Source organism: Longimicrobiaceae bacterium (genome assembly GCA_035936415.1).
Classification (GTDB): Bacteria; Gemmatimonadota; Gemmatimonadetes; order Longimicrobiales; family Longimicrobiaceae; genus JAFAYN01.
Genome location: DASYWD010000038.1, coordinates 1 through 23,157, shown reverse-complemented (window position 1 = coordinate 23,157; position 23,157 = coordinate 1). Strand labels below are relative to the sequence as shown.

The following is a 23,157-nucleotide window of genomic DNA, read 5'->3' as shown; positions in this document are numbered from 1 at the left end:
CTCGTCGCTAGGCGCAGGGACTGTACACACACTCGTCGATGACGCCGTGCAGGCGCTTTGCGAGCATCGCGGCGTTCTCCCCCCGCACCATGGTGGCGTGCCGCCCGCCGACCACGTGGAACTCCACCGGCTCGGTGCAGTGGAGCCGCCAGCCCGCGGAGGGCGCCTCCGGACCGAAGGGGACCTCGTCTTCCGACTCCGGCTCGCTCGGCTGGAAGAGTACCAGACGCCCGGGATAGCTCGCCGGCTTGTAGCGCGCGGCGGCCCGCTTGCGGGCCTGATAGCCGCTCAGCAGCCGCATCACCCAGGAGACGTCGATCTCCGGCGCCACCAGCCCCTTGGCCCGCAGCGCCTCGAGCACCAGCCGCACCCGCCCTTCCGTGTCCAGCGGACGCAGCTTCTCGGGGTCGATGGCCACCGTCTCCCCGTACACGTGCCCGTGCTCCAGGGCGAGCTGGGCCAGCACCTCGGCCTCGTCCTTCTGGTAGCTGCTCCGCGCCGCCTCCGGGGACTCCGAGTCCAGGAGCACCAGGAGCGCCACCTCCTCACCGGCCTCGCGGAGCTGCTGGGCCATGGCGAAGGCCACGAAGCCTCCGAACGACCACCCGCCCAGCACGTACGGACCGTGCGGCTGCACCTCGCGGATGGCGGAGACGTACTCCGCCGCCATCTCCTCGATGCTCACCTCCCGGTCGCCGACCTCCGCGAGCCCCGACGCCTGGAGCGCGTAGAAGGGCTGGTCGGTCCCCAGGCTGCGCGCGAGGTCGGCGTAGCAGAGCACCTGCCCGCCCACCGGATGCACGAAGAAGAGGGGCGTGCGGGTTCCCTGCGGCTGGATGGGCACCAGCGGGGACCACCGCCCCGGCTGCGCGTCCTCGCCGATCACGCGGGCGAGGTCGCGCACGGTGGGCCGCTCGAAGAGGATGGCGAGCGGCAGCTCCACGCCGAAGCGCCTGCGGAGCTGCGCCATCATGCGCACCGCCAGCATGGAGTGCCCGCCCAGGAGGAAGAAGTCGTCCAGGACTCCCACCGGGCTCACGCCCAGCAGCGCCTCCCACACCTCGACCACGGCGGTCTCCGTGGCGGTGGCGGGCGCCACGTACCGCTCGCTCACCACGCGCGGGGCGGACGCCGGGTCCGGGAGCGCCTTGCGGTCCACCTTGCCGTTGGGCGTCAGCGGGAAGGCGTCCAGTACCACGAAGAGCGAGGGGACCATGTACGCCGGCAGGTGCTCCCGCGCGTGCGCCTGGAGCGCCTCGGCCACGGGGGCGGCACCCGGCTCCGCCACGACGTACGCGGCCAGGCGCTTCTCCCCGGAGGCGTCTGCGCGCGCCACCACCACCGCCTGCGCCACCGCGGGATGGCGCACCAGCACGGCCTCGATCTCGCCGGGCTCGATGCGGTGCCCGCGCACCTTCATCTGCTGGTCGGTGCGTCCCAGGAAGCGCATCCCCGCGCCGCTGCCGCGCACCACGTCGCCCGTGCGGTAGAGGCGGGCGCCGGGCCGGTCGCCGAAGGGGTCAGGGACGAAGCGCTCCGCCGTCAGCTCCGGGCGCCCCAGGTAGCCGTCGGCCACGCCGTCGCCGCCGATGTACAGCTCCCCCGGCACCCCCTGGGGCACCGGGCGCAGCCCGGCGTCCAGCACGTAGAGCTGCGTCCCGTCCACCGGCCCGCCGATCACCGCCGCGCCGTCCGTGGGGCCCACGCGGTGGACGGCGGACCAGATGGTGGTCTCCGTCGGGCCGTACATGTTCCAGAGGCTCCCCCCTCGCTCCAGGAGCCGCGCGGCCAGCTCCCAGGGGAGCGCCTCGCCCCCGCAGAGCATGGTGAGCCCCGGCTTCCCTTCCCAGCCTCCCTCCAGGAGCAGCCGCCAGAGGGCGGGGGTCCCCTGCAGGATGGTCGCGCCGCACCGCTCCAGCTCCTCCGCCAGGAGGGCGCCGTCGGTGACCACCTCGCGGGGCATCACGGCGACCTCCCCGCCCGCCGTCAGCGGCACGAACAGCTCCAGGACGGAGATGTCGAAGGAGAGCGTGGTGACGGCGGCCAGCACGTCGCCCGCGGAGACCCCCGGGCGCTCGCGGATGGAGCAGACGAAGTTGACCACGGCCCGGTGGGGAACCACCACCCCCTTGGGACGGCCGGTGGAGCCGGAGGTGTAGATCACGTACGCCGGGCCGCGCGGGTCGGCCGCCGCCCCTGAGACGGGGGTGGCGGGGGAGCGCGCGATCTCCTCCGCGTCCGCGTCGAGCGAGACCACCCCGGCGGCGTGGCCGGGGAGCCTCGTCCGCAGCGACTCCTGTGTCACGAGCACGCCGATCCCGGCGTCCTCCAGCACGAGCGAGAGGCGCTCCGGGGGATAGGAAGGGTCGAGCGGGACGTACGCCGCGCCCGCCTTCAGCACCCCCAGCAGCGCCACCATCATCTCCGCCGAGCGCTCCACGCACACCCCCACCCGCTCCCCCGGGAGCACGCCCCGGCCGCGGAGGTGGTGCGCGAAGCGGCCGGCTTCGCCGTCCAGCGCGGCGTAGGTGAGGGTGCGCTCGCCGCAGCGGACCGCCACCCTGTCCGGCGTTCTCGCCGCCTGCTCCTCGAACAGGTGGTGGAGGCAGGCGTCCGGGCGGTGGGCCGGGACGCGGGACACCATCGCCTCGCCCGAGAGGATCCGCGCCCGCTCCTCGGAACCGAGCAGCTCCACGCCCGAGAGGGGCCGGTCGGGGTCGCGGGAGACCTCCTCCAGCAGGCGGAGGAAGTGGCCCATCAGCCGCTCGATCGTCTCCTCCTCCCAGAGGTCAGCCCGGTACACCACCACGCCGTGGACGCGCTCCCCGTCCTCCGCCAGGTCGAGCATCAGGTCGAAGCGTGCCGCGGCCGCCCCGGCCTCGATCCCCTCGACGGCCACCTCCCCCAGCCGCAGGTGCGCCCGCTCGGCGCTCTGCAGCGCGAGCATCACCTGGAAGACCGGCGTGTGGGTGACGTCCCGCGGCGGCTGGAGCTCCTCCACCAGCCGCTCGAAGGGGAGCTCCTGGTGCGCGTATGCCCCCAGCGTCACCTCCCGCACCCGCCGCAGGAGGGCGCGGAAGGTGGGGTCGCCGGAGAGGTCGGCGCGCAGCGCGAGCGTGTTCACGAAGAGGCCGATCAGCCCCTCCAGCTCCAGGCGCGTGCGCCCGGCGATGGGGGTGCCCACCACCACGTCCTCCTGCCCGCTGTAGCGGGAGAGGAGCGCCTGGAAGGCCGCCAGCAGCGCCATGAAGAGCGTGGCACCCTCCCCCTGGGCCAGCGAACGCAGGGCCCGCACGGTCCCGTCGGGGAGCGCGATCCTGCGCGTGCCCCCCCGTGCGTTCCGCATGGCGGTCCGCGCGTGGTCGGTGGGGAGCTCCAGGAGGAGGGGGGCGCCCGCGAGCGAGCCCTTCCAGTAGGCCACCTGCCGCTCCAGCGCCTCTCCCCTGAGCCACTCCCGCTGCCACACCGCGTAGTCGGCGTACTGGACGGGGAGCTCCCGAAGGGGCGGCGTGCGCCCTTCCTGGAAGGACGGGTAGAGGGCGGAGACCTCTCGCGTGAGCACCCCCATCGACCAGCCGTCGCTCACGATGTGGTGCAGGGTGAAGAGCAGCACGTGCTCCTCCTCGGCCATCCGCACCAGGGTGGCCCGCAGCAGGGGCCCGCTCGCCAGGTCGAAGGGGGTGGCGGCCTCCCGGGCGGCCAGCCTCCGCGCTTCGCGCTCCCGGTCTCCCTCCGGCTGGCCGGAGAGGTCCAGCCGGTGGAGCATGGCCGGCTCCGGCGGCGCCACCACCTGCATGGCGCGGCCGTCCCCCGTGAGGGGGAAGGTGGTGCGCAGCACCTCGTGGCGCCGGACCACCTCCGTGAGGCTCCGCTCCAGCGCCGGGACGTCCAGCGCCCCGCGGAGCCGCAGCGCGGCGGGGAGGTTGTAGGCGGCGCTCGCAGGCTCCAGCTGGTCGATGAACCAGAGCCGCTCCTGCGCGAAGGAGAGCGGGAGGGGCCGGTCGCGCGGCACCGGCACCACCGGGGGCGCGTCCCCCCCCGCCCCCGCGCGCAGCCGGGACTCCACGCGCTCCGCCAGCCCGGCCACGCTGGGAGCCTCGAAGAGCGCCTGGAGCGAGAGCTCGGCTCCCAGCACGTCGCGCACCCGCACCAGGATGCGGGTGGCCAGCAGGGAGTGCCCCCCCAGCTCGAAGAAGTTGTCGTGCACCCCGATCCGCGCTGCGCCCAGCAGCTCCCGCCAGATCGCGGCCAGCGCCTCCTCCACGCGGTTGCGCGGCTCCACGAAGGGGCGCGTCCGCATCGCGTCCGCGCCGCCGGGGGCGGGGAGCGCCCGCCGGTCCAGCTTCCCGGTGATGGTCCGCGGGAGCGCCTCCAGCACCACGAAAGCGGTGGGGAGGTACTCCTCCGGGAGCGACTCCGCCACGAACGCCCGCAGCGCCTCCGACTGCGGCGCCCCGTCGGAGACCACGTACGCACAGAGGAAGCGGGTGCCGTCCGCGTGCTCGCGGTCCACCACCGCGACGTCGCGCACCTGCGGGTGCCCGCGCAGCACGTTCTCGATCTCCGTCAGCTCCACCCGCAGGCCGCGGATCTTGACCTGGTGGTCGCGCCGCCCCAGGAGCTCGAAGTTCCCGTCGTCCAGCACCCGCCCGTAGTCTCCCGTCCGGTAGACGATGTCGTCCGGGTTGCCGCTGAGGGGGTTAGGGACGAAGGCCTCGCGCGTGCGCTCCGGGTCGCCCAGGTAGCCCAGCGAGCGGAAAGGGGTGCGGATGTAGATCTCGCCGATCGTCCCCACGGGACACGGGTTCCCCCTGGCGTCGAGCACGACCGCGGCGGCACCCTCGATGGGCTTGCCGATCGGGATGGTGCGCCGCTCGCGGTCGGGGGGCTGGACGAAGTACGCGAACTTGGCCAGGGTGGTCTCGGTGGGCCCGTAGACGTTGACGAGCTGCACGCGCTCACCGAAGACCTCCATCCACCTCCGCACGTCGGCCGGGAGGAGCGCCTCCCCGGCCAGGAGCACGTACCGGAGCGAGGGGAACCGGTCCGGGTCGAGCTCCGCGTTGAGGATCGAGCGGAAGAGCGACGGCACGGAGTGGAGCACGTGCACCCGCGCGTCGTCGATCCATTCGATCAGCCTGCGGGCGTCGAGCAGCGTCTCCCGGTCGCCGGGCGCACAGATCGTCCCGCCCGAGCAGAGCGGAACGAAGACGTCGCGCAGGAAGGGGTCGTGCACGGGGGTGGTGAGCTGGCTGACCCGCGCCCCCGGCCCGAGCCCCAGCGTGCGGACCTCCCACTGGACGAAATGGTCCAGCCCCCGGTGGCGCCCCGCGATGGCCTTCGGCTGCCCCGTGGAGCCCGAGGTGAAGTAGACGTAGCACATCTCGTCCGGGCCCGCGGGCTCCCGCGGCGCGCCCTCCCCCCGCCCGTGCGGGTCTTCTCCGTCCGCGAGGGCGACGATCCTCTCCTCGCCCGGGACGAGGGAGGCCGCCCGGTCGAGGAGCCCCTCACCGGCCACGAGGCACCCCGGCGAGCCCACCGCCAGCATGGCCTCCAGCCGGGACTGCGGGGCGCGCGGGGTCAGCGGCATGAAGGCGCACCCCGCCTTCAGGATCCCCAGGATCGCGGTGACGACCTCGATGGTGTCGTCGGACAGGACGGCCACCGGCGCTCCCGGCGGCACCCGGGTAGCCAGGCGGCGGGCCAGGTGCGCCGAGCGCGCGTCGAGCTCCGCGTAGGTCACCTCCCTGTCCGCGCACTCGATGGCGGTCTTCGGGCCGTGCTCGCTCACCGAGCGCCCGAATGCGTGCAGGACGTTGCTGTAGCTCATCCAGACCGTGCAGGTCAGTTGAGGGAAGACATCTCGAAACGGTCCAGCCAGATCCCGAAAGTCAGGACCACGGCCAGCAGGTCGGTCTCGAACGGGAGGTTCAGGCGGAAGCCGTCCTGCAGGTACTGGCGGCGGAGCCGCTCGACCGTGTCGGGGTTGAAGTAGCCCTGCCTCCGGATGCGGTCGTACGAGAGGAGGTCGTTGATCCACTCCACCCCCTGGCGCAGGAGGTAGGGGCTCCCGGGCGCGTGGAAGCTATACTTCTCGCGCTGGATGATCTCCATGGGAACCAGCCCCTCGGCCGCCCGCTTGACCACGTACTTCTCGTTGAGGCCGTTGAGCTTCAGGCCCGCGGGGATCTCCCTCGCGAGCTCCACCACCCCCAGGTCGAGGAACGGGTACCGCCCCTCGACCGCGTTCGCGAGCGCCATCCGGTCCCCGTGGTCGGAGACCAGGTGGTCGGCGAGACGGAGCTTGAAGTCCAGGTACGACCGCTGGTGCAGCGGGTGCCGCCCGCGGATGCGGTCGCGGTTGACCAGGTCGAAGTTGAAGCAGTCGAAGTCGTCCAGCCCCGCGGCGAGCTCCCGGGAGTACAGGACGGACTTCAGCTCCCGGAGGGCGTTGAAGTCGGTCTCGTAGCGGAGCGCCGCGTCGCCCCACACCCGCTCCCGCATCTCCTCCTCCAGGAGCTCGTCCAGCCCCGCGTCGCCGCCCTCGCGCACGCCGTACTGGTCGAAGCGGTACCCCACGTACCCGGCGAAGAGCTCGTCCGAGCCCTCGCCCGAGAGCACCACGGGGACCCCGGCGCTCCGCGCCGCTTCGGAGAGCGCGAGGGAGCAGGTGTTGTAGGTCTCCTTCAGCGCGCACTCCGAGTGGTAGACGGCCCTGGACAGCCGCCCGGAGATGGCCGACCAGTCGAACAGGATCTCTTGGAGGTCGGCGCCCACGTGCCGCGCCAGCACCCGCTGGTGCGAGGACTCGCAGATCCTCCGCTCGGTGAAGCCGATGGCGAACGACTTCATTCCCTCCCCTGCCACCTCCCGCGCCAGCGCGGCGATCAGCGAGGAGTCGAGCCCCCCGCTCAGGTACACCCCCACGGGAACGTCGGCCCGGAGCCGGTACTCCACCGAGCGGCGCAGACGGTCCCGGAGCGCCTCCACGTAGTACTCCTCCGGGCGGGGGGAGGGCGCGTCCGCGGCGAGGGGGTAGTCGAGGTCCCAGTACTCCGCGGTCCGCAGCGCGCCGTCCTCCGCCACGAGGTAGTGGCCCGGCGCCAGGCTGCGCACGTCCCGGAACATGGTCCTCGGGCTCACCACGCCGGGGAGGGAGAGGACCTGGTCCAGCCCGGTGAGGTCCACCCCGCGCGGGGCGAGCGGGTGCTGGAGGATCGCCTTGACCTCCGAGGCGAAGATCAGCGTTCCGTCCGCCACCGTGTAGAAGAGCGGGGCCACGCCGAAGGGGTCCCGTGCCATGAAGAGCCGGCGCCGTTTCCGGTCGTAGAGCGCGAAGGCGAACTGCCCGTTCAGCTTCTCCAGCAGCCGGGTGGAGTGGTCCTCGTACAGGTGGAGGAGCACCTCCGTGTCGCTGTGGGTGCGGAAGACGTGGCCGCGCCCCACCAGCTCCTCCCGGAGCTCGCGGTAGTTGAAGATCTCCCCGTTGCAGATCAGGACGAGGGAGCGGTCCTCGTTGTAGAGGGGCTGCTGCCCGTCCTCCAGGCCGATGATGCTGAGCCTCCGGAAGCCCAGCCCCATGCTCCCGTCCACGAAGCAGCCGTCGGAGTCGGGGCCGCGGTGGGTGAGGACGCCGGCCATCCGCGCCAGCACCTCCCGCTCCGCCGGGCGCTCGTGGCGCGTGTCAACGTACCCGGCAATGCCGCACATCCGGCCCTCCTCCCCAGGGTTCGCGCGGCGCCGCAGTCGGCGGAACCAGCGTCAGCATTCGAGCTCCGGGCGGCAGAAGTCGTCCACGATCCGGTGAAGGTCCTCGGCGGGGACCGCGTCGAGGCTCCAGATCGGCTCCTCCGGCGCTTCGGCGACGCTGGCCAGGAGCCGCTCGAACGAGGCGAACCAGTGCTCGATGGTGGCGCCGTCGAAGAGGTCGGTGTTGTAGTCGCAGTACAGGGTGAGGCTGCCCGGCCCCTCGCTCATGTTGACGTTCAGGTCGAGCTTGGACGCCCCGCTGAAGTTGCTCTCGAACTCCACGCGGAGGTCGCCGAGGAAGAAGCTCTCCCCTCCCCCGCCCCGGTCCACGTTGAACATCACGGAAACGAGCGGCGGGCGGCTCGGATCGCGCAGCGCGAGCCGCTCCACCAGGCGCGGAAAGGAGAAGGCCTGGTGGTCCACCGAGCGCAGGGTGGTCCGGCGCACCTCTCGGGCGAGCTCCAGGAACGGGATCGCGGGGTCCAGGCGCACGCGCAGCGGGAGGAGGTTGATGTCGTAGCCCACCAGCCGCCCGCCCCCGGTGCTCGCCGCCTGCCCCGCGGACGGCACGCCGACGACCAGGTCGTCCTGGCCGGAGAGCCGGCCCAGCCAGACGCAGAAGGTGGAGAGGAGCATGTGGAAGACGGTGAGGCCGTTCTTCCTCCCCGGCGCGGCGAGCCGCTCCACCAGGGTGCCGTCCAGCACCTGCTCGAAGCGCTCGCCGCGATTGGTGCGCACCGGCGGCCGGGGGCGGTCCGTGGGGAGGTCCAGCACCGGCACCCCGTCCGCGAACTGCTCCAGCCAGAAGGCGTCCGCCTCCGCCGTGTCCCCTCCCGACACCGCCGCGGCCCGCTCCCGGGCGAAGTCGCTGTACCGCGTGGGCGGCGGCAGGTCGGCCGGGCGACGCTCCCTCTCGGCGGCGTACAGCACCGTGAGCTCGTTCATCATGACGCTGAACGACCACCCGTCGGCGATGGCGTGGTGGAACGAGATCACCAGCAGGTGGTGCTCCGGCTCCAGGGCGGCCACCGCGCAGCGCACCAGCGGGCCGGCCGCGAGGTCGAAGGCGCCGCCGGCCTCGCGCCGGACCCACGCGCGGACCCTCTCCTCGCGCTGTTCGGGCTCCATGGCCGAGAAGTCCACCAGCGGCACGTCGAGCGTCACGGCCGGGTGGATCACCTGGTGCTCGCCGTCGCGGCTGAAGGTGGTGCGCAGGCCCTCGTGGCGGTCCACCAGGGTCTGGAGCGCCCGGCGGAGCGCGGGGAAGTCGAGCCGCCCGTGGAGGTGGAGCGAGGTGGACTCGATGTAGGCGCGCGACGCCTCCTCGCCCATCTGCGCCTCGATCCAGAGCTGCCGCTGCCCCTCGGTCAGCGGCACGGCCAGGGGGGTGGCGGCCGCTCCGGGGGCGGCGGCCGCGGCGTCTTCCGCCCCGCCGGGGAGGAGCCCGCCCTGCTGCATCCTCTCCACCGATTCGCAGACGACCCGGAAGATCACCTCCAGGTCCTCGTCGGTGTGCGCGGTGGAGATGAAGCACGTCCCCGTCTCCGGGAGCACGAAGACGCCCCCGTGGATCAGGTGGTGCACGAAGAGGTCGGAGAACTTGACGTCCTGCCGGAAGAAGAAGCGGAAGATCGAGCCGAAGTGCACCGCCGTGACCGGCGCATCCCGCTCGTCGAAGAAGGCGTTCATCCGGGCGACCATCCGCGCCACCCGCTCGTTGAGGCGCTCGTACATGGGCACGCCGCCGCGCCGGATCTCCTCCATGATGGCGCACGTGGCCGCCATGGAGATCGGGTGCTTGAAGAAGGCCCCGCCGAAGAGCGTGCGCTGCACGGCGGGATACGAATCGTCGCCGTAGCTCCAGAGGCCGCCGTCGAAGACCCCCATGACGTCCTTCTTCCCGGCGACCACGCCCATGGGGAGCCCGCCGGCCACCACCTTCCCGTAGGTGACCAGGTCGGCGTCCACCTCGAAGAACGCCTGCGCCCCGCCGGGGAGGATGCGGAACCCGGTCACCAGCTCGTCGAACACCAGGAGGACCCCGGCGTCACGGGTCATCCTGCGCAGCTCGTGCAGGAAGGCGCGCGGCTGGACGTCGGGGCGCCGGCTCTGCACCGGCTCCACCACCACCGCGGCGAGCTCGTCCATGTGCCGGGCCAGGGCCTCCAGGGAGGCCGGGGAGTCGTACTCCAGGAGGAGCACGTCCTGCACGGAGCCCGGGGTGATCCCCGGCGCGGACGGGACCACGTTCTCGCCGGCCAGGCGCACCTGGGTCCCGTCGTACCACCCGTGGTAGCTGCCGGTGAAGAGGGCGATCCGGTTCCGCCCCGTGAAGGTACGGGCCGCGCGGATGGCCGCCATCAAGGACTCCGACCCCGAGTTGCAGAAGACCGCCCGCTCGTTGCCGCCGATCTCGCAGATCAGCTCGGCCGCCCGTCCGGCCAGCCTGGACTGCGCGGTCAGGCCGTACCCCCGCTCCAGCTCCTCCTGGATGGCCCGCGTGACGAAGTCCGGGCCGTGCCCGAAGAGCGTGCACCCGAACCCCATCCCGCCGTCCACGTACTCGTTCCCGTCCAGGTCCCACAGCCGCGATCCCCGGGCCCGCTCGCCGACGATCGGATAGCAGAGCTCCTTCCAGGCCCGCCGGAAGCGCGCCGTGACGCGGCTGTCGGCCAGCGGCAGGTGGTAGCGCTCCTGATGGGCCCTGGACGCCCGGGTCCGCTCCACGTAGCGGGCGATGAAGTCGTTCAGGTAGGCGCTCTGCCGCTCGGTCATCCCGCTCATCGCCTGCGAGTTGACCGGCTGGTAGGCCACGTACGCCGCGGGCTCGTACCGCGCGCGCGCTGGCGGCTCCACCGCCGCCACGGGGGCGGAGGCGCTCTCCGCGGCCGGCCCCGCGACGGGAACACCGACGTCGGCGTGGCCCTGCAGCGCGCGCAGCTGCTGGCCCATCAGCTGGATCTGCTGCTCGATGACCCGGGCGAGCTCGCTCCCGTGGCCGGCGGCGGGCGCGGCCGGCGCGGAGGGGAAGAAGTGCGGCGGCGCGGCGACCACCCCCGCCGGATCGGGCGGGGTCTCAGCGGGCGCGGCGGGGGGCTCCGCGCCCGGGACCGTCGTCTCCGGGGGGAGCACGCTGTCCAGGTGGCGCGCGACGGCCGCGATGCTGGAGATCTCCTCCAGGAGCTGCACCAGCGGAAGCCGGACGCCGAACTCCTTCTCCAGGCGCTGCGCGGCCTGGATCAGGAGGAGCGAGTCCACCCCGTTCTCCAGGAAGTGGAGGTCCAGGTCGATCCGGCTCTCCTCCACCCCGGTCAGCTCGGTGACCAGGCCCTTGATCCGGGCGACGATGGCCTCGTACCGGGCGGGGCCCGCTTCGCGGGGGTGCTCGTCCGCGGGGACGGTGCGGCTGCTCATCTCGTTGGGCTCGGTCCGTGCGATGGGGGTATCGTCCGGCGCGGGGCGGGGAGCGGCCCGAGCCGGTCGCGGCGCGTCGATCCAGTACCGCTCGCGCTCGAAGGGGTAGGTGGGGAGCGGGACGCGGCGGCGGCGCTCGTGGCGGCTGAACGCGAACCAGTCCACCTCCACGCCCGACGCCCAGAGCTGCCCCAGCGCCTCCTGGACGAAATCCTGGTCGGGGACGCGGTTGTGGGCGTGCCGCAGGGAGGAGACGACCGGGCGGTCCGGCCCGGTGTTGCCCGGGTGCTGCAGCGCCCAGGCGCCGAGGGTCTGGCCGGGTCCGATCTCCAGCAGCGCCAGCCGGGGCTCCGCGAGAAGGGTGGCGAGCCCGTCGGTGAAGCGGACGGGCTCGCAGAGGTGGCGCGTCCAGTACGCGGGCGAGCGGGCCTCCTCCTCCGTGATCCACGCGCCGGTGAGGTTGGAGACGAAGGGGATGCGCGGCGCACCCATCTCCACCCCGTCCAGCAGCTCGCGAAGCCGGGCCGCGACCGGCTCCATCTCGCGCGAGTGGAAGGCGTGGCGAGTGGGGAGGCGGCTGCACACCACGTCGCGCGCCGCGAGCGCGGTCTCCAGCTCCGCGACCGCTCCCGCCGGGCCGGAGACCACGCAGCTCTCCGGGGTATTCACCGCTCCGATCCCCAGTGAACCATGGAGGAGCGGGCGGACCTCGTCCGGCGGGAGGAGGACGGCCAGCATGGCCCCCTCGGGGAGCTCGTCGATCAGGCGCGCGCGGAGAGCCACCATGTGCAGGGCGTCCTCCAGGCGGAAGACCCCGGCGAGGCACGCGGCCACGTACTCGCCCAGGCTGTGCCCGATGAGCGCCCGCGGCCGGACCCCCCAGCTCGTCCAGAGCCGCGCCAGGCCGTAGGCGGTCACGAACGCCGCCGGGTGCGCGAAGCGTGTCTGGTTGAGCCGCGCCGCGGCCGTGTCCTCCCCCCCTCCCTCGCGGTCCAGCAGGCGGCGCAGGTCCCACCCCCCGGCGGCCGCGGGCTCTTCGGACCCGGGGGGGAAGAGCACCTCGCGCAGGTCGGCGCCCAGCACGGGCTCCAGCACCGCGACGCAGCGGTCCACCGCCTCGCGGTACACCGGCTCGTGCTCGTAGAGCCCCCGCCCCATGTTCGGGTGGTGGAGCCCCAGGCCGGGGATCATGAAGGCCACCGGTCGCTCCCCCTCCCCGGCCTCCCTCAGCGTGCGCCGCGCCCCGGGCCCGCCCCGGAGCTTGCGCACCGCCTCCGCCGTGTCGCGGCAGGTCAGCGCCATGCGGTGGGCCATCTGCTTCCGCCCGGTGCACAGCGTGAAGGCCACGTCGGGGAGCGGGTGCCCACCGCGCTCCAGGTGGTCGGCCAGCCTCTCCGCCGCCGCCCGGAGAGCCGGCCCGGTGCGCGCGGAGAGGACCAGCAGCTGCGACGGGCGCGACGGGCCCGACGGCGCGGCGGGAGGCGCCTCCTCCAGGACGACGTGGGCGTTGGTCCCCCCGATCCCGAAGGAACTCACCCCCGCGCGGCGCGGCGTGCCGTTGCGCGCCCACGGTCTCGTCCGGGTGTTCACGAAGAAGGTGTCGGAGGCGAACTCGATGTGCGGGTTCGGCTTCCGGAAGTTCAGGGTGGGCGGGATCTCTCCCCTCTCCATCGCCAGCGTCGCCTTGATCAGCCCCGTCACCCCGGCCGCGGCGTCCAGGTGCCCCACCGCGGTCTTGGCCGACCCCAGGGCGCAGAGGTCGCCGGAACTGCGGGGCCCCGCGAAGACCTTGTGGAGCGCCTGCACCTCCACGGCGTCGCCCAGGGGCGTGCCGGTCCCGTGCGTCTCCACGTACTGGATCGTCTCCGGCTCCACGGCGGCCACGGCGAGCGCCTCCGCGATCACGCGGGTCTGCCCGCCCACGCTCGGAGCGGTGAAGCCCACCTTCCCGGAGCCGTCGTTGTTGATGGCGGAGCCCCGGATCACGGCGTGCACGTGGTCGCCGTCCGCAAGGGCGTCGGCGAGGCGCTTCAGCACCACCACCCCCGCGCCCTCGCCGCCCACCCCGCCGTTCGCGTCCGCGTCGAAGGCCCGGCAGTGTCCGTCGGGAGAGTTGATCCCCCCCGGCTGGTACAGGTAGCCCTGCTTGAGGGGCACGTGGATGGACACTCCTCCGGCCAGCGCCAGGTCGCACTCCCGGTTCAACAGGCTCTGGCAGGCCAGGTGCACCGCCACCAGCGAGGTGGAGCACGCCGTCTGCACGGAGACGCTGGGGCCGTTCAGGTCGAGGCGGTAGGAGGTGTGCGTCGCCAGGAAGTCCTTGTCGTTGGCGATGCGGATGCGCGCCCACCCCACCGCGTCGGCCACCCGGGGGTTGGAGAGCACGTTCACCAGGTAGGTGTTCAGGCTGGAGCCCGCGAACACCCCGATGGGCCCTCCGAAGCGGCCCGGATCGTAGCCGGCGTGCTCCAGCGCCTCCCACGCGCGCTCCAGGAACACCCGGTGCTGCGGGTTGAGGATCTCCGCGTCGCGGGGGGTGACGTCGAAGAAGGCGGCGTCGAAGAGGTCCCCCCCCTCCAGCGCCCCGCCGGCACGCACGTAGTCGGGGTGCTCCAGGAGGGCCGGGTCCACGCCGGCCTCCAGGAGCTCCTCCCGGGTGAAGGAGCGGACGGCCTCCACGCCGTCGCGCAGGTTCTTCCAGAAGGCCTCGACGTCGGCGGCCCCGGGGAAGCACCCCGCCATCCCCACGATCGCGACCTCGAGCCCGGTCCAGGCCCCGGAGTCGCCGCCGGGCGCCGTCATGCCGCCTCCGGGTCCGAAGAGCCCGCCGCAGGGCGCCCCCGGAGCTGCCCGCGCAGCCCCATCGCGGCCCGGCGGGCCTCGCCCCGGCTCCCGCCCTGCTCGCGCGCCTCAGCGCCGCCGTCCCGGCCTCCCAGCCACTCCGCCAGCGAGCGCACGGTGGGGTTCTGCAGCAGCCCCACCAGCGGCACCTCCCGCCCGAGCACGCGCTCCAGCCGCTCGTGCACGCGCATCAGCAGGAGGGAGTGGCCGCCCAGGTCGAAGAAGTTGTCGTGCGCTCCCACCCGTTCCAGGTCCAGGACCTCCGCCCAGATGGCCGCGATCCGCTCCTCCAGCTCGCTCTCCGGCCGGAGGTAGCCCACCTCCAGCTCGGGGCGGCTGCGGTCGGGCTCGGGGAGCGCGCGGCGGTCCACCTTTCCGCTCGCGGTAAGCGGAAGCGCGTCCAGCGTCACGAAGGCGGCGGGCACGGCGTGCTCGGGGAGCCGTCCGCGCAGGTGGGCGAGCAGCTCGCCGGTGCCGGGGCGCTCCCCCGCGGCGGGAACCACGTACGCCACCAGGCGGTGGTCGTGGCCGCGGTCGCGCCGCGCCGCCACGCACGCCTGCGCCACGCCCCCGTGCTCCAGGAGCGCGGCCTCCACCTCCCCGGGCTCGATGCGGAAGCCGCGGATCTTCACCTGCTCGTCCACCCGCCCCAGGAACTCCAGCACGCCGTCCGGCGTCCACCACCCCAGGTCGCCGCTCCGGTACAGGCGCGCCCCGGGCACACCCGCGAAGGGGTCGGGGACGAAGCGCTCCGCGGTGAGATCCGGGCGGCCGAGGTACCCCCTCGCCAGGGCGGCGCCCCCCAGGAAGAGCTCACCGGGGACACCCGGGGGGAGGGGGTTCATCCCCTCGTCCAGCACGAACACGCGCGCGTTGGCCACCGGGCGGCCGATGGGCGCGTCGCCCTCCCCGGCGCCGACCCGCCAGTGGGTCACCTGGATGGTGGCCTCGGTGGGGCCGAAGAGGTTGACCAGCTCCACCTCCGGAAGCTTCTCCCGCACGGCCGCGCAGAGTGCCGCGGTGAGCGGCTCGCCGCCGCTGAAGAGGCGGCGGAGCCCGGTCCAGGAGTCGAGCCCCGCGCCGGCCTGCACCAGGTGAAGCTGCGAGGGAACCACCTGGAGCGTGGTGACGTGGTGGCGTGCCACCGCCCCGGCCAGGTAGCGCGCGTCGGCGTGCGCGCCCGGCGGAGCCAGCACCAGCCGGGCGCCCGCCAGCAGCGGAGCGAAGATCTCCCAGACGGAGGCGTCGAAGATGTAGGGCGTCTTCTGCAGGACGGCGTCCGACCCGTCCAGCGGGTAGCGTGACTGCATCCACGCCATGTGGTTGCTCAGGCTGCGGTGCTCCACGACCACCCCCTTCGGGCGGCCGGTGGAGCCGGAGGTGTAGACCACGTACGCCGCGCTGCGTCCGTCCACCTCCACCCCGGGGGCGCCGGCCGGCTCCGAGACGAGCTCCGCGGCGGCGTCCTCCAGCACCAGCAGAGGAGCCCGGTGTCCGGGGCCGATGCGCTCGCGCAGCGCGCGCTGGGTGAGGACCAGGGCGAGCCCGGCGTCGGCGGCCTGGAAGGCCAGGCGCTCGGCGGGAGCGGCGGGGTCGAGCGGCACGTAGGCGCCGCCGGCCTTGAGCACCGCGAGGATGGAGATCACCATCTCCGGCGACCGCTCCAGCAGCAGCCCCACGCGCGACTCGGGGCCAACCCCCCGCCCCCGGAGGTGGTGGGTGAGACGGTTGGAGAGCGCCTCCAGCTCGGCGTAGGTCACCATCCGGTCGCCGCTCTCCAGCGCCACGGCGCCCGGTGTCCGCGCGGCCTGCGCGGCGAAGCCCTCCTGCACCGGGACGTCCATCCCCAGAAGGCGGGCGTCGCTCGCGTTCCAGTCGCGCAGCACCTCGCGCCGGGCCTCGTCCGAGAGCAGGGGCACGGCATCGTGCCGCTCCTCGGGCGCGGCCACCATCGCCTCCAGCACCCGGCGGTACCCCTCGCCGATCTCGCGCACCTGCGCCCCGGAGAAGAGCGAGGCGCGGTACTGCAGCATGAGGCTCAGGATGTCGGACGTCACCGGGTGGAGCGAGGCCGTCGCCATGAACGGGTAGCTCGTCTCCGCCAGGTCCATGTTGTCCACCACCTCCACCACGCCTTCCCGCATGACCTCTGCGAAGGAGTGGAAGTGCACCAGGTTGAAGGTGGTCTCGAACAGGCGCTCGGGGCCGTGCTCCCGCTGCAGCTGCGCCAGCGGATAGCGGCGGTGCGGCAGCATCGCCAGCTCGGTGCGGAAGCTGTCACGGACCAGCTCCCGCCAGCTCCCGTGCCCCAGCTCCAGGCGCATGGGGAGGGTGTTCAGGAAGAGCCCGCGAACGTCGGCGCCGCCGGCCACCTCCGGCCGTCCGTTGGAGACGACGCCCGTCACCACGTCCCGGCGGCCGGTGAGCACCCCCATCATCTTCAGGTGCGCCGTGAGCAGGATGCTGCGCAGCGGGACCGCCCAGGCGCGCGCCAGGCGGCGCAGCCCGTCCTGCAGCTCGGGGGAGACGCGGACGAGCAGCCGCTCCGTCCCCGCCTTCCCGCTCTCCCGGAAGCGCTCCGGGAGCTGCGGGAGACGGAGCGGGGCCAGACCGGCCAGGCGCTCGCGCCAGAAGCGCTGCGTCGCCTCGGAGCGGACGGCCTCGCGCTCCAGCTCCACGAAGTCGCGGAAGCGGGCCTGCGGGAGCGGGCGCTCCGGGAGCGGCTCGCCGCGCAGGAGGGCGGCGTAGTCCCGGAAGATGTCGCCGAAAAGCGAGGTGGTGCTCCACCCGTCCGCGATGGCGTGGCACTCGGTGAGCGTGAGCTGGAAGCGATCGTCCGCGCGCCGGTGCACGTGCAGGCGCATGAGCGGCGGGACCGTCAGCTCCAGGAGGTCGCGGAACTCCCTCTCCCGGAAGGCCCGCAGGTGCCGCTCCTGCTCGTCGGCCTCCAGGTGCCGGAGATCCTCCACGTGCACGGGCACGGCCGCGGCCGCGTGCACCACCTGGAGCGGCTCGCTGAAGCCCCGCAGGTGGATGGAAGTGCGCAGGTTCTCGTGCAGATCCACGGAGCGCTGCACCGCCCGGCGGAAGCACTCCTCGTCGAAGTGGCCGCGGAACTGGTAGCTGTTGACGTTGTGGTAGGCCGGCGTCTCGCGCGCCAGCTCCTGGTGGTAGAGCATCCCCGCCTGGAGGGCCGCCAGCGGGTAGGCGTCCACCGCGTCCTCCGGCAGCTTTCCCCGGTCATCCCCGGAGATCAGGTCGAAGGGGTGCCGCTCCCGGCCGAGCACGGCGTCGGCCGCCGCGGCGCCCCCCGCGTCCCGCGCGAGCTTCTCCGCCAGGGCGCGCACCGTCTGCCGCTCGAAGAGGTCCTGCACGGACAGGGTCAGCCCCCGCTCCCGCGCCATCCCCACCACCCGGACGCTCAGGATCGAGTCTCCTCCCAGGGAGAAGAAGTTGTCGTGGGCCCCCAGCCGCTCCACGCCGAGCACCTCCGCCCAGATGAGCGCCAGCGCCTCCTCCAGGGGCGTGGCCGGGGGCTCGTACGCCCGCGCCGACCCCCCGGCCGCCACGGGCTCGGGGAGCGCCTTCCGGTCCAGCTTCCCGCTGGGGAGGAGCGGGAGCGCATCCAGCTGCACCAGCATGGAGGGAACCATGTAGGGGGGCAGGCTCCCGTGCAGGGAGTCGCGGAGCGCCTCCTCCGCGGCCGGCGGGCCTCCCTCCTGGGGCACCCAGTACCCCACCAGGCGCGCCTCGTCCTCCTCGCCGCGGACCACCACCGCCGCCGCGCGCACCGCCGGGTGGCGTTCGAGCACCGCCTCGATCTCCCCCAGCTCCACGCGGTATCCGCGCACCTTCACCTGGTCGTCCAGGCGGCCCAGGGACTCCAGCGCCCCGTCCAGGCGCCAGCGGCACAGGTCGCCGGTGCGGTACAGGCGCGCGCCCGCGACCCCGGAGAAGGGATCGGGGACGAAGCGCTCCGCCGTGAGGTCCGGCCGCCCCAGGTAGCCCCGCGCCACCTGCACGCCGCCCACGTACAGCTCCCCGCGCACCCCCGCCGGCACCGGCCGCAGGAAGCGGTCGAGCACGAACAAGCGCGTGTTCGACACCGGCCCGCCGATCGGGACGGAGCCCGGCTCCTGCTCGTCCGCCTGCCAGAAGGCGACCTGGACGGTGCTTTCCGTGGGTCCGTACAGGTTGACCAGCTCCACCCCGGGGAGTTCCCGGCTCACCGCCGCGCACAGCGCCGCGGTGAGCGGCTCGCCGCCGCAGAAGAGGCGGCGGAGCCCCCGCCACCCGGACAGCCCTCCGGCCGCGAGCACCAGGCGGAGCTGGGAAGGCACCACCTGGAGGGTGGTGACCCCGTGCCGCGCCACCGCCCCGGCCAGGTAGGCGCCGTCCGCGTGGCTCCCCTGGGGCGCCAGCTCGAGGCGTGCGCCGGAGAGCAGCGGCGCCAGGATCTCCCAGACGGATGCGTCGAAGTTGAAGGGGGTCTTCTGGAGCACCACGTCCCCCGCGGCGAGGGGGAAGCGCCGCTGCATCCAGGCCATCTGGTTCGCGAGCCCCCGGTGCTCCACGACCACGCCCTTGGGGGTGCCGGTGGAGCCGGAGGTGTAGATCACGTACGCCGCGTCGAGGCCGTCCACCTCCGGCATCGGCGCTCCCCCGACCGGCTCGCTCTCCGCGAGCTCCGCGGGGGAGACGACCGGGACGGGGGAGCGCGGGTCCAGGCGCGACTCCAGCCCCGGCTGCGCGACCACCAGGGCGAGGCCGGCGTCCTCCGCCACGAAGCGCAGCCGGTCGGCGGGGTACCCGGGATCGAGGGGGACATAGGCGCCCCCGGCCTTGAGCACCCCCAGGAGGGCGGCGACCATCTCCGGGGAGCGCTCCATGAGGAGCCCCACGCGCGCCCCACGCCCCACGCCCCGCTCCCGGAGGGCGCCCGCCATCCGGCTCGCGGCCGCGTCCAGCTCCCGGAAGGGGATCGCCGCGCCCTCGCAGCCCACCGCCACTGCATCCGGGGTCCGCGCGGCCTGCGCCTCGAAGAGCCGGTGCACGGGCTCTTCGACCGCGGGGCCGGTGCCGGTCGCGTTCCAGCGGAACAGCACCTCCTCGCGCTCCTCCGGGTCCAGGAGGCCCAGCTCCGCCACCGCGGTCGCGGGGGACTCCAGCGTCTCGCGGAGCAGGACGCCGTAGCGCCGCAGGAGCCGCGCGGCGCCTGCGGCGGGATGGGCCGCGTCGTGGTGCAGCGTGACCTGCACGACCTCCTCCCCCTCCTCCCGCAGCCGCTCCGCCGAGAGCCGGAGGCCGAAGTGGTCGAGCTGGTGCCAGCGCCGCTCGACGCTCCAGGCCACGCCTCCGGCGGTCTCCGTCTCCGGAGGGAGGCCGCCGTAGTCGAAGCCGAACGCCGCCCCGGAGAGCGCCCCGCTCCGCGGCTCCCAGGCGTAGTAGTCCTGCCAGCTCCTCGCCCCGCCGAGCGCCGCCTCCACCTCCGCGGCGAGCGCCGCGAACGGCGCGCCGTCGCGCACCCGCCCCGGGAGCGGGACGTACTTGGCGAACGGGCCGAGGCTGCGGTGGAACTCCTCGTAGCTGCGTCCCTCCACGGCGACACCCACGGTGGCCCCCCCCTCCGCCCCGTGGCGGTGGATGAGCACCTGCCACGCGGCCAGCAGCCAGGCCGCGGCGCTCACCCCGTGCGCGGCGGCCACCCCGTCCAGCCGGCGGGTCAGCGCGGGAGAGAGCCGCTCCCGGTGCGCCCCGGGTCCGGCGGAGGCCGCGCCGGGATCCGCGGCCCACCCGCCCAGGAGCGTGGCCTCCGCCGGGTCGGGGGCAGAGCTCCGCGCCCAGAATTCACGGCCCTCGCGGGCCTCCTCCGAGGTGAGCATCTCGTTCAGCCACTCGGAGAAGTCGACGTACTGGACCACCTCCTCCGGCTCCGGGTGGCTCCCCCCGGCGATCCGCCCGTACGCGTGCGCCAGCTGCGAGGCCAGGTTGTCCAGGGTGGCCAGGTCGGCGCACACCGCGGGGAGCACCAGGTAGAGCACGTGGTCGTCCGCGCCCCGCCGGAAGAGCCCCGCGCGGAGCAGCGACCCGCCCACCGCCTCGCGGAGCCGGGCCCCGGCGGACTCGATCCACGCGGCCTCCGCCCCCTCGCGGTCCGGGGCGGGGAGGCCCTCCAGGTCGGCGTACTCCAGCGGGACCCGGACGTCCTCCTCCACCACCTGCACCGGGAGGCCGGCGCCGGGGATCACGCGGACGTGGGTACGGAGGATCTCGTGCGACCGCACGACGGAGGCGATGGCCTCCTCCAGGGCGCTCCGGTCAAGGCTTCCCCGGAGCCGCGCGGCGCACCACGCGTGGAGCGGCACGTCCGGGTCCGCCTGCGCGAGCGACCAGATGCGTACCTGCTGCGGGGAGAGTCTGAATCCCTGGAAGGCGGTCTCCGTCGTGCTCATCTCGGCTTCTTGGTGCAGTGTCTCGGGGGTACCGGGCAGCGGCAGGGCCGCCTACAGGTCCGTGCGCTCGTAGGGATCGGCCATGGCCACCAGCACCCGGCGGGGGCCGCGGAACGACTCCCGCGCGTGGGAGGCCAGCATGTTGTCGACGAGGAGGACGTCGCCCGCCTCCCAGTCGAACATCACCGTCTCCGCCTGGTAGGCGGCCCGGAGCGCCTCCATGGTCTCGGGCTCGATGGGCGACCCGTCCCCGTAGTAGGTGTTGTTCGGGAGGTCGCCCTCCGCGAAGTCGGCCAGGAGCGCCTCGCGCATCTCCCGCGGGAGGGTCGTGACGTGGAAGAAGGTGGCGTGGTTGAACCAGGTCTCCTCCCCGGTGCGCGGATGCACCGCGATGGCGGGGCGCGTCTGCCAGGTGCGGAGCCGGTTCCCGGGCTTCCACTCGCACTCGATCCCGTTCCGGGCGCAGTACTCCTCCACCTCCCGCGGGTCGGAGGTCTGGAAGACGGTCTGCCAGGGGAGCCCGAAGCCGTCGCCGAAGTTGCGGACGTACCTCCAGCCCTTCTCCGCGAAGCGGTCCCGGATGGCCGGATCGACGCGCTGGAAGATCCTGCGGGTGTCCGCGATGGGGGTCTGCCCCCCCTCCTCCGCCGGGGTGAGGCAGAAGAAGAAGAGCTTGAGCGGGAAGCGCCGGGCGTACGAGTGCTCGTTGTGCAGGAAGATCCGCTGGTCCGCCGGGTAGTCGGTAGAGGTGTAGACCCGCTCCCCCTCCTCGTGCCGCGGCGAGGAGCGCTCCCTGTACTCCATCAGCTCTCCGACGGCGGCCTCCACGAAGGCGTGGAACGTCTCCACCGTCGGGATGGGGAAGCCCCGGAAGAGGATCGCGCCGTGCTTGCGGAGGCGCCCCTCGATCAGCTCCCGGTTCCCGCTCGCCCAGGCGAGCGGGTCCAGGCCGGCCACCGCGGGCCGGATCACCAGGGGGAGCTCCTGCCCGGGACGGAGCAGGTCCTCCCGGATGAGGCTCTCCTGCGCCCCTCCGATCGTCCTGCGGGGTCCCGCGCGGAACGCCGGGGCGCCGGTCCTGCTCTGGTCGGTCGTGCTCATCGGGGGCCCTCTCATTCAGGTGGCGAGGTGATCGGGATCGCTTTCCTCTGCACGCTCTTCAACATCCTCCGCCCGGCCTGCTCGGCGATCCGGGTCCGCTCCGCGCGCCGCTCGCGCTCTCTCACGCCCAGGTTCCCCACCAGCTCCTCCACGCCCACGCCGGGGTGCTCGCTCACCCGCTCCAGCACCTCCACGAGGTCGCTCCGCATCGCTTCGATGGTGGCGGCGTCGAACAGGTCGGTCCGGTACGTGAAGAGCCCGAAGATCTCCCGCGGGGTCTCCTCCATGTAGAGGCACAGCTCGAACACCGCGACCTCCGAGGCCACCTCGACCGGATGCACGCGCAGCCCGTCCAGCGCCACGTCGGGCCGGGGGGCGTTCTTGAGGCCGAACATCACCTGGAAGAGCGGGTTGGTGCCCAGGTCGCGCCTTCCGACCAGCTCCTTCACCAGCAGCCCGAAGGGGAGGTCCTGGTTCTGGTAGGCCCCGAGCGTGACGTCGCGCACGCGCCCCAGGAGGGCCGTGAACGCGGGGTCCCCGGAGAGGTCGCTGCGGAGCACCAGCTCGTTGATGAAGAAGCCGATCAGGCGCTCCAGCTCCACGGTCCGGCGGTTCGCCGCATCGATCCCCACCACCACGTCGCGCTGCCGGCTGTAGTGCGCCAGCACCACCTTGAACCCCGCCAGCAGGAGCATGAAGAGCGTCACCCGCTCGCGCTCCGCGAGCGCCCGCAGCCGGGCGGAGAGCTCGGCGGAGAGCTGCATGCGCAGGCTGCCTCCGCGGTAGCTCACCCGCGCCGGGCGCGCACGGTCGGGGCACAGGTCGAGGGCAGGGAGGCCGGCCAGCTGCCGCTTCCAGTACCGCAGCTGCTCGTCGGCGGCCGGGCTCTCCAGCCAGCGGCGCTGCCACCCGGCGTAGTCCGCGTACTGGACCGGGAGGCGCGGAAGGACCGGCTCGCGGCCGGTGCTGAGCGCCTGGTAGCACTCCATGAGCTCCTGCACCAGGATCCCGGTGGACCAGGCGTCCGTGACGATGTGGTGCAGGTTGGTCAGCAGGACGTACTCCGTGTCGCCGGTGCGGACCACCAGCGCGCGGAAGAGTGGGCCCCGCTCCAGGTCGAAGGGGCGGACGGCCTCCAGCCCCGCCACGCGCCGGGTCTCCGCCGGCCGCTCCCGCGCCGGGACGGCCCGCAGGTCCACCGAGGGGAGCACGAAGGGCGCGGGTGGGAGGACGTGCTGGCGCCCCTGCCCCTCCACGGCGGGGAAGACGGTGCGCAGCGCCTCGTGGCGCTCCACGACGATGGAGAAGCTGCGCGCCAGGCGGCCGAGGTCGATCTCGATCCCCTCCAGCCGGAGCCCCTTCGACACCGTGTAGCTGGACTCCGTGTCTCCCACGTAGCTCAGGAACCAGAGACGCTCCTGCTCCGCCGAGAGCGGGATCGGCCGGCTGCGGTCGGCCGGCCCGAGGACCGAGGGGTCGTCGGCCTCCCCGGGGGCCCCTTCCCCGGCGATCCACGCCGCCAGCCCTTCCACCGTGGGGAAGGCGAAGAAGACCCCCACCGGCACGTCCACGCGCATCGCTGCCCGGATCCGGGCAGCGA

General features: G+C 73.7%; 6 protein-coding genes. All 6 read right to left on the bottom strand.

Features of this window, described 5'->3' with window-relative positions:
• Positions 1-7: 7 nt before the first annotated feature.
• On the bottom strand, positions 8-5,830 hold the full coding sequence (locus tag VGR37_01520) for an amino acid adenylation domain-containing protein (protein ID HEV2146075.1): 5,823 nt from the start codon (positions 5,828-5,830) through the stop codon (positions 8-10).
• A 14-nt stretch (positions 5,831-5,844) separates the two neighbouring features.
• Positions 5,845-7,710 (bottom strand): asparagine synthase (glutamine-hydrolyzing), encoded by a 1,866-nt coding sequence (gene asnB, locus VGR37_01515; protein ID HEV2146074.1) that lies wholly within the window; start codon positions 7,708-7,710, stop codon positions 5,845-5,847.
• A 51-nt stretch (positions 7,711-7,761) separates the two neighbouring features.
• Positions 7,762-13,965 (bottom strand): aminotransferase class III-fold pyridoxal phosphate-dependent enzyme, encoded by a 6,204-nt coding sequence (locus tag VGR37_01510; protein ID HEV2146073.1) that lies wholly within the window; start codon positions 13,963-13,965, stop codon positions 7,762-7,764.
• Positions 13,962-20,456 carry an amino acid adenylation domain-containing protein gene (locus tag VGR37_01505; protein HEV2146072.1) on the bottom strand — a complete coding sequence of 2,165 codons (6,495 nt, stop codon included), beginning with the start codon at positions 20,454-20,456 and terminating at the stop codon, positions 13,962-13,964. The genes VGR37_01510 and VGR37_01505 overlap by 4 nt, the downstream gene beginning before the upstream one ends.
• A gap of 51 nt (positions 20,457-20,507) precedes the next feature.
• A complete protein-coding gene (locus tag VGR37_01500; protein HEV2146071.1) occupies positions 20,508-21,557 on the bottom strand; it encodes a TauD/TfdA family dioxygenase in 1,050 nt (349 codons plus the stop codon).
• Between the two features lie 11 nt (positions 21,558-21,568).
• Positions 21,569-23,157: condensation domain-containing protein (locus VGR37_01495; protein HEV2146070.1), on the bottom strand; the 1,589-nt coding region annotated here is incomplete at its 5' end.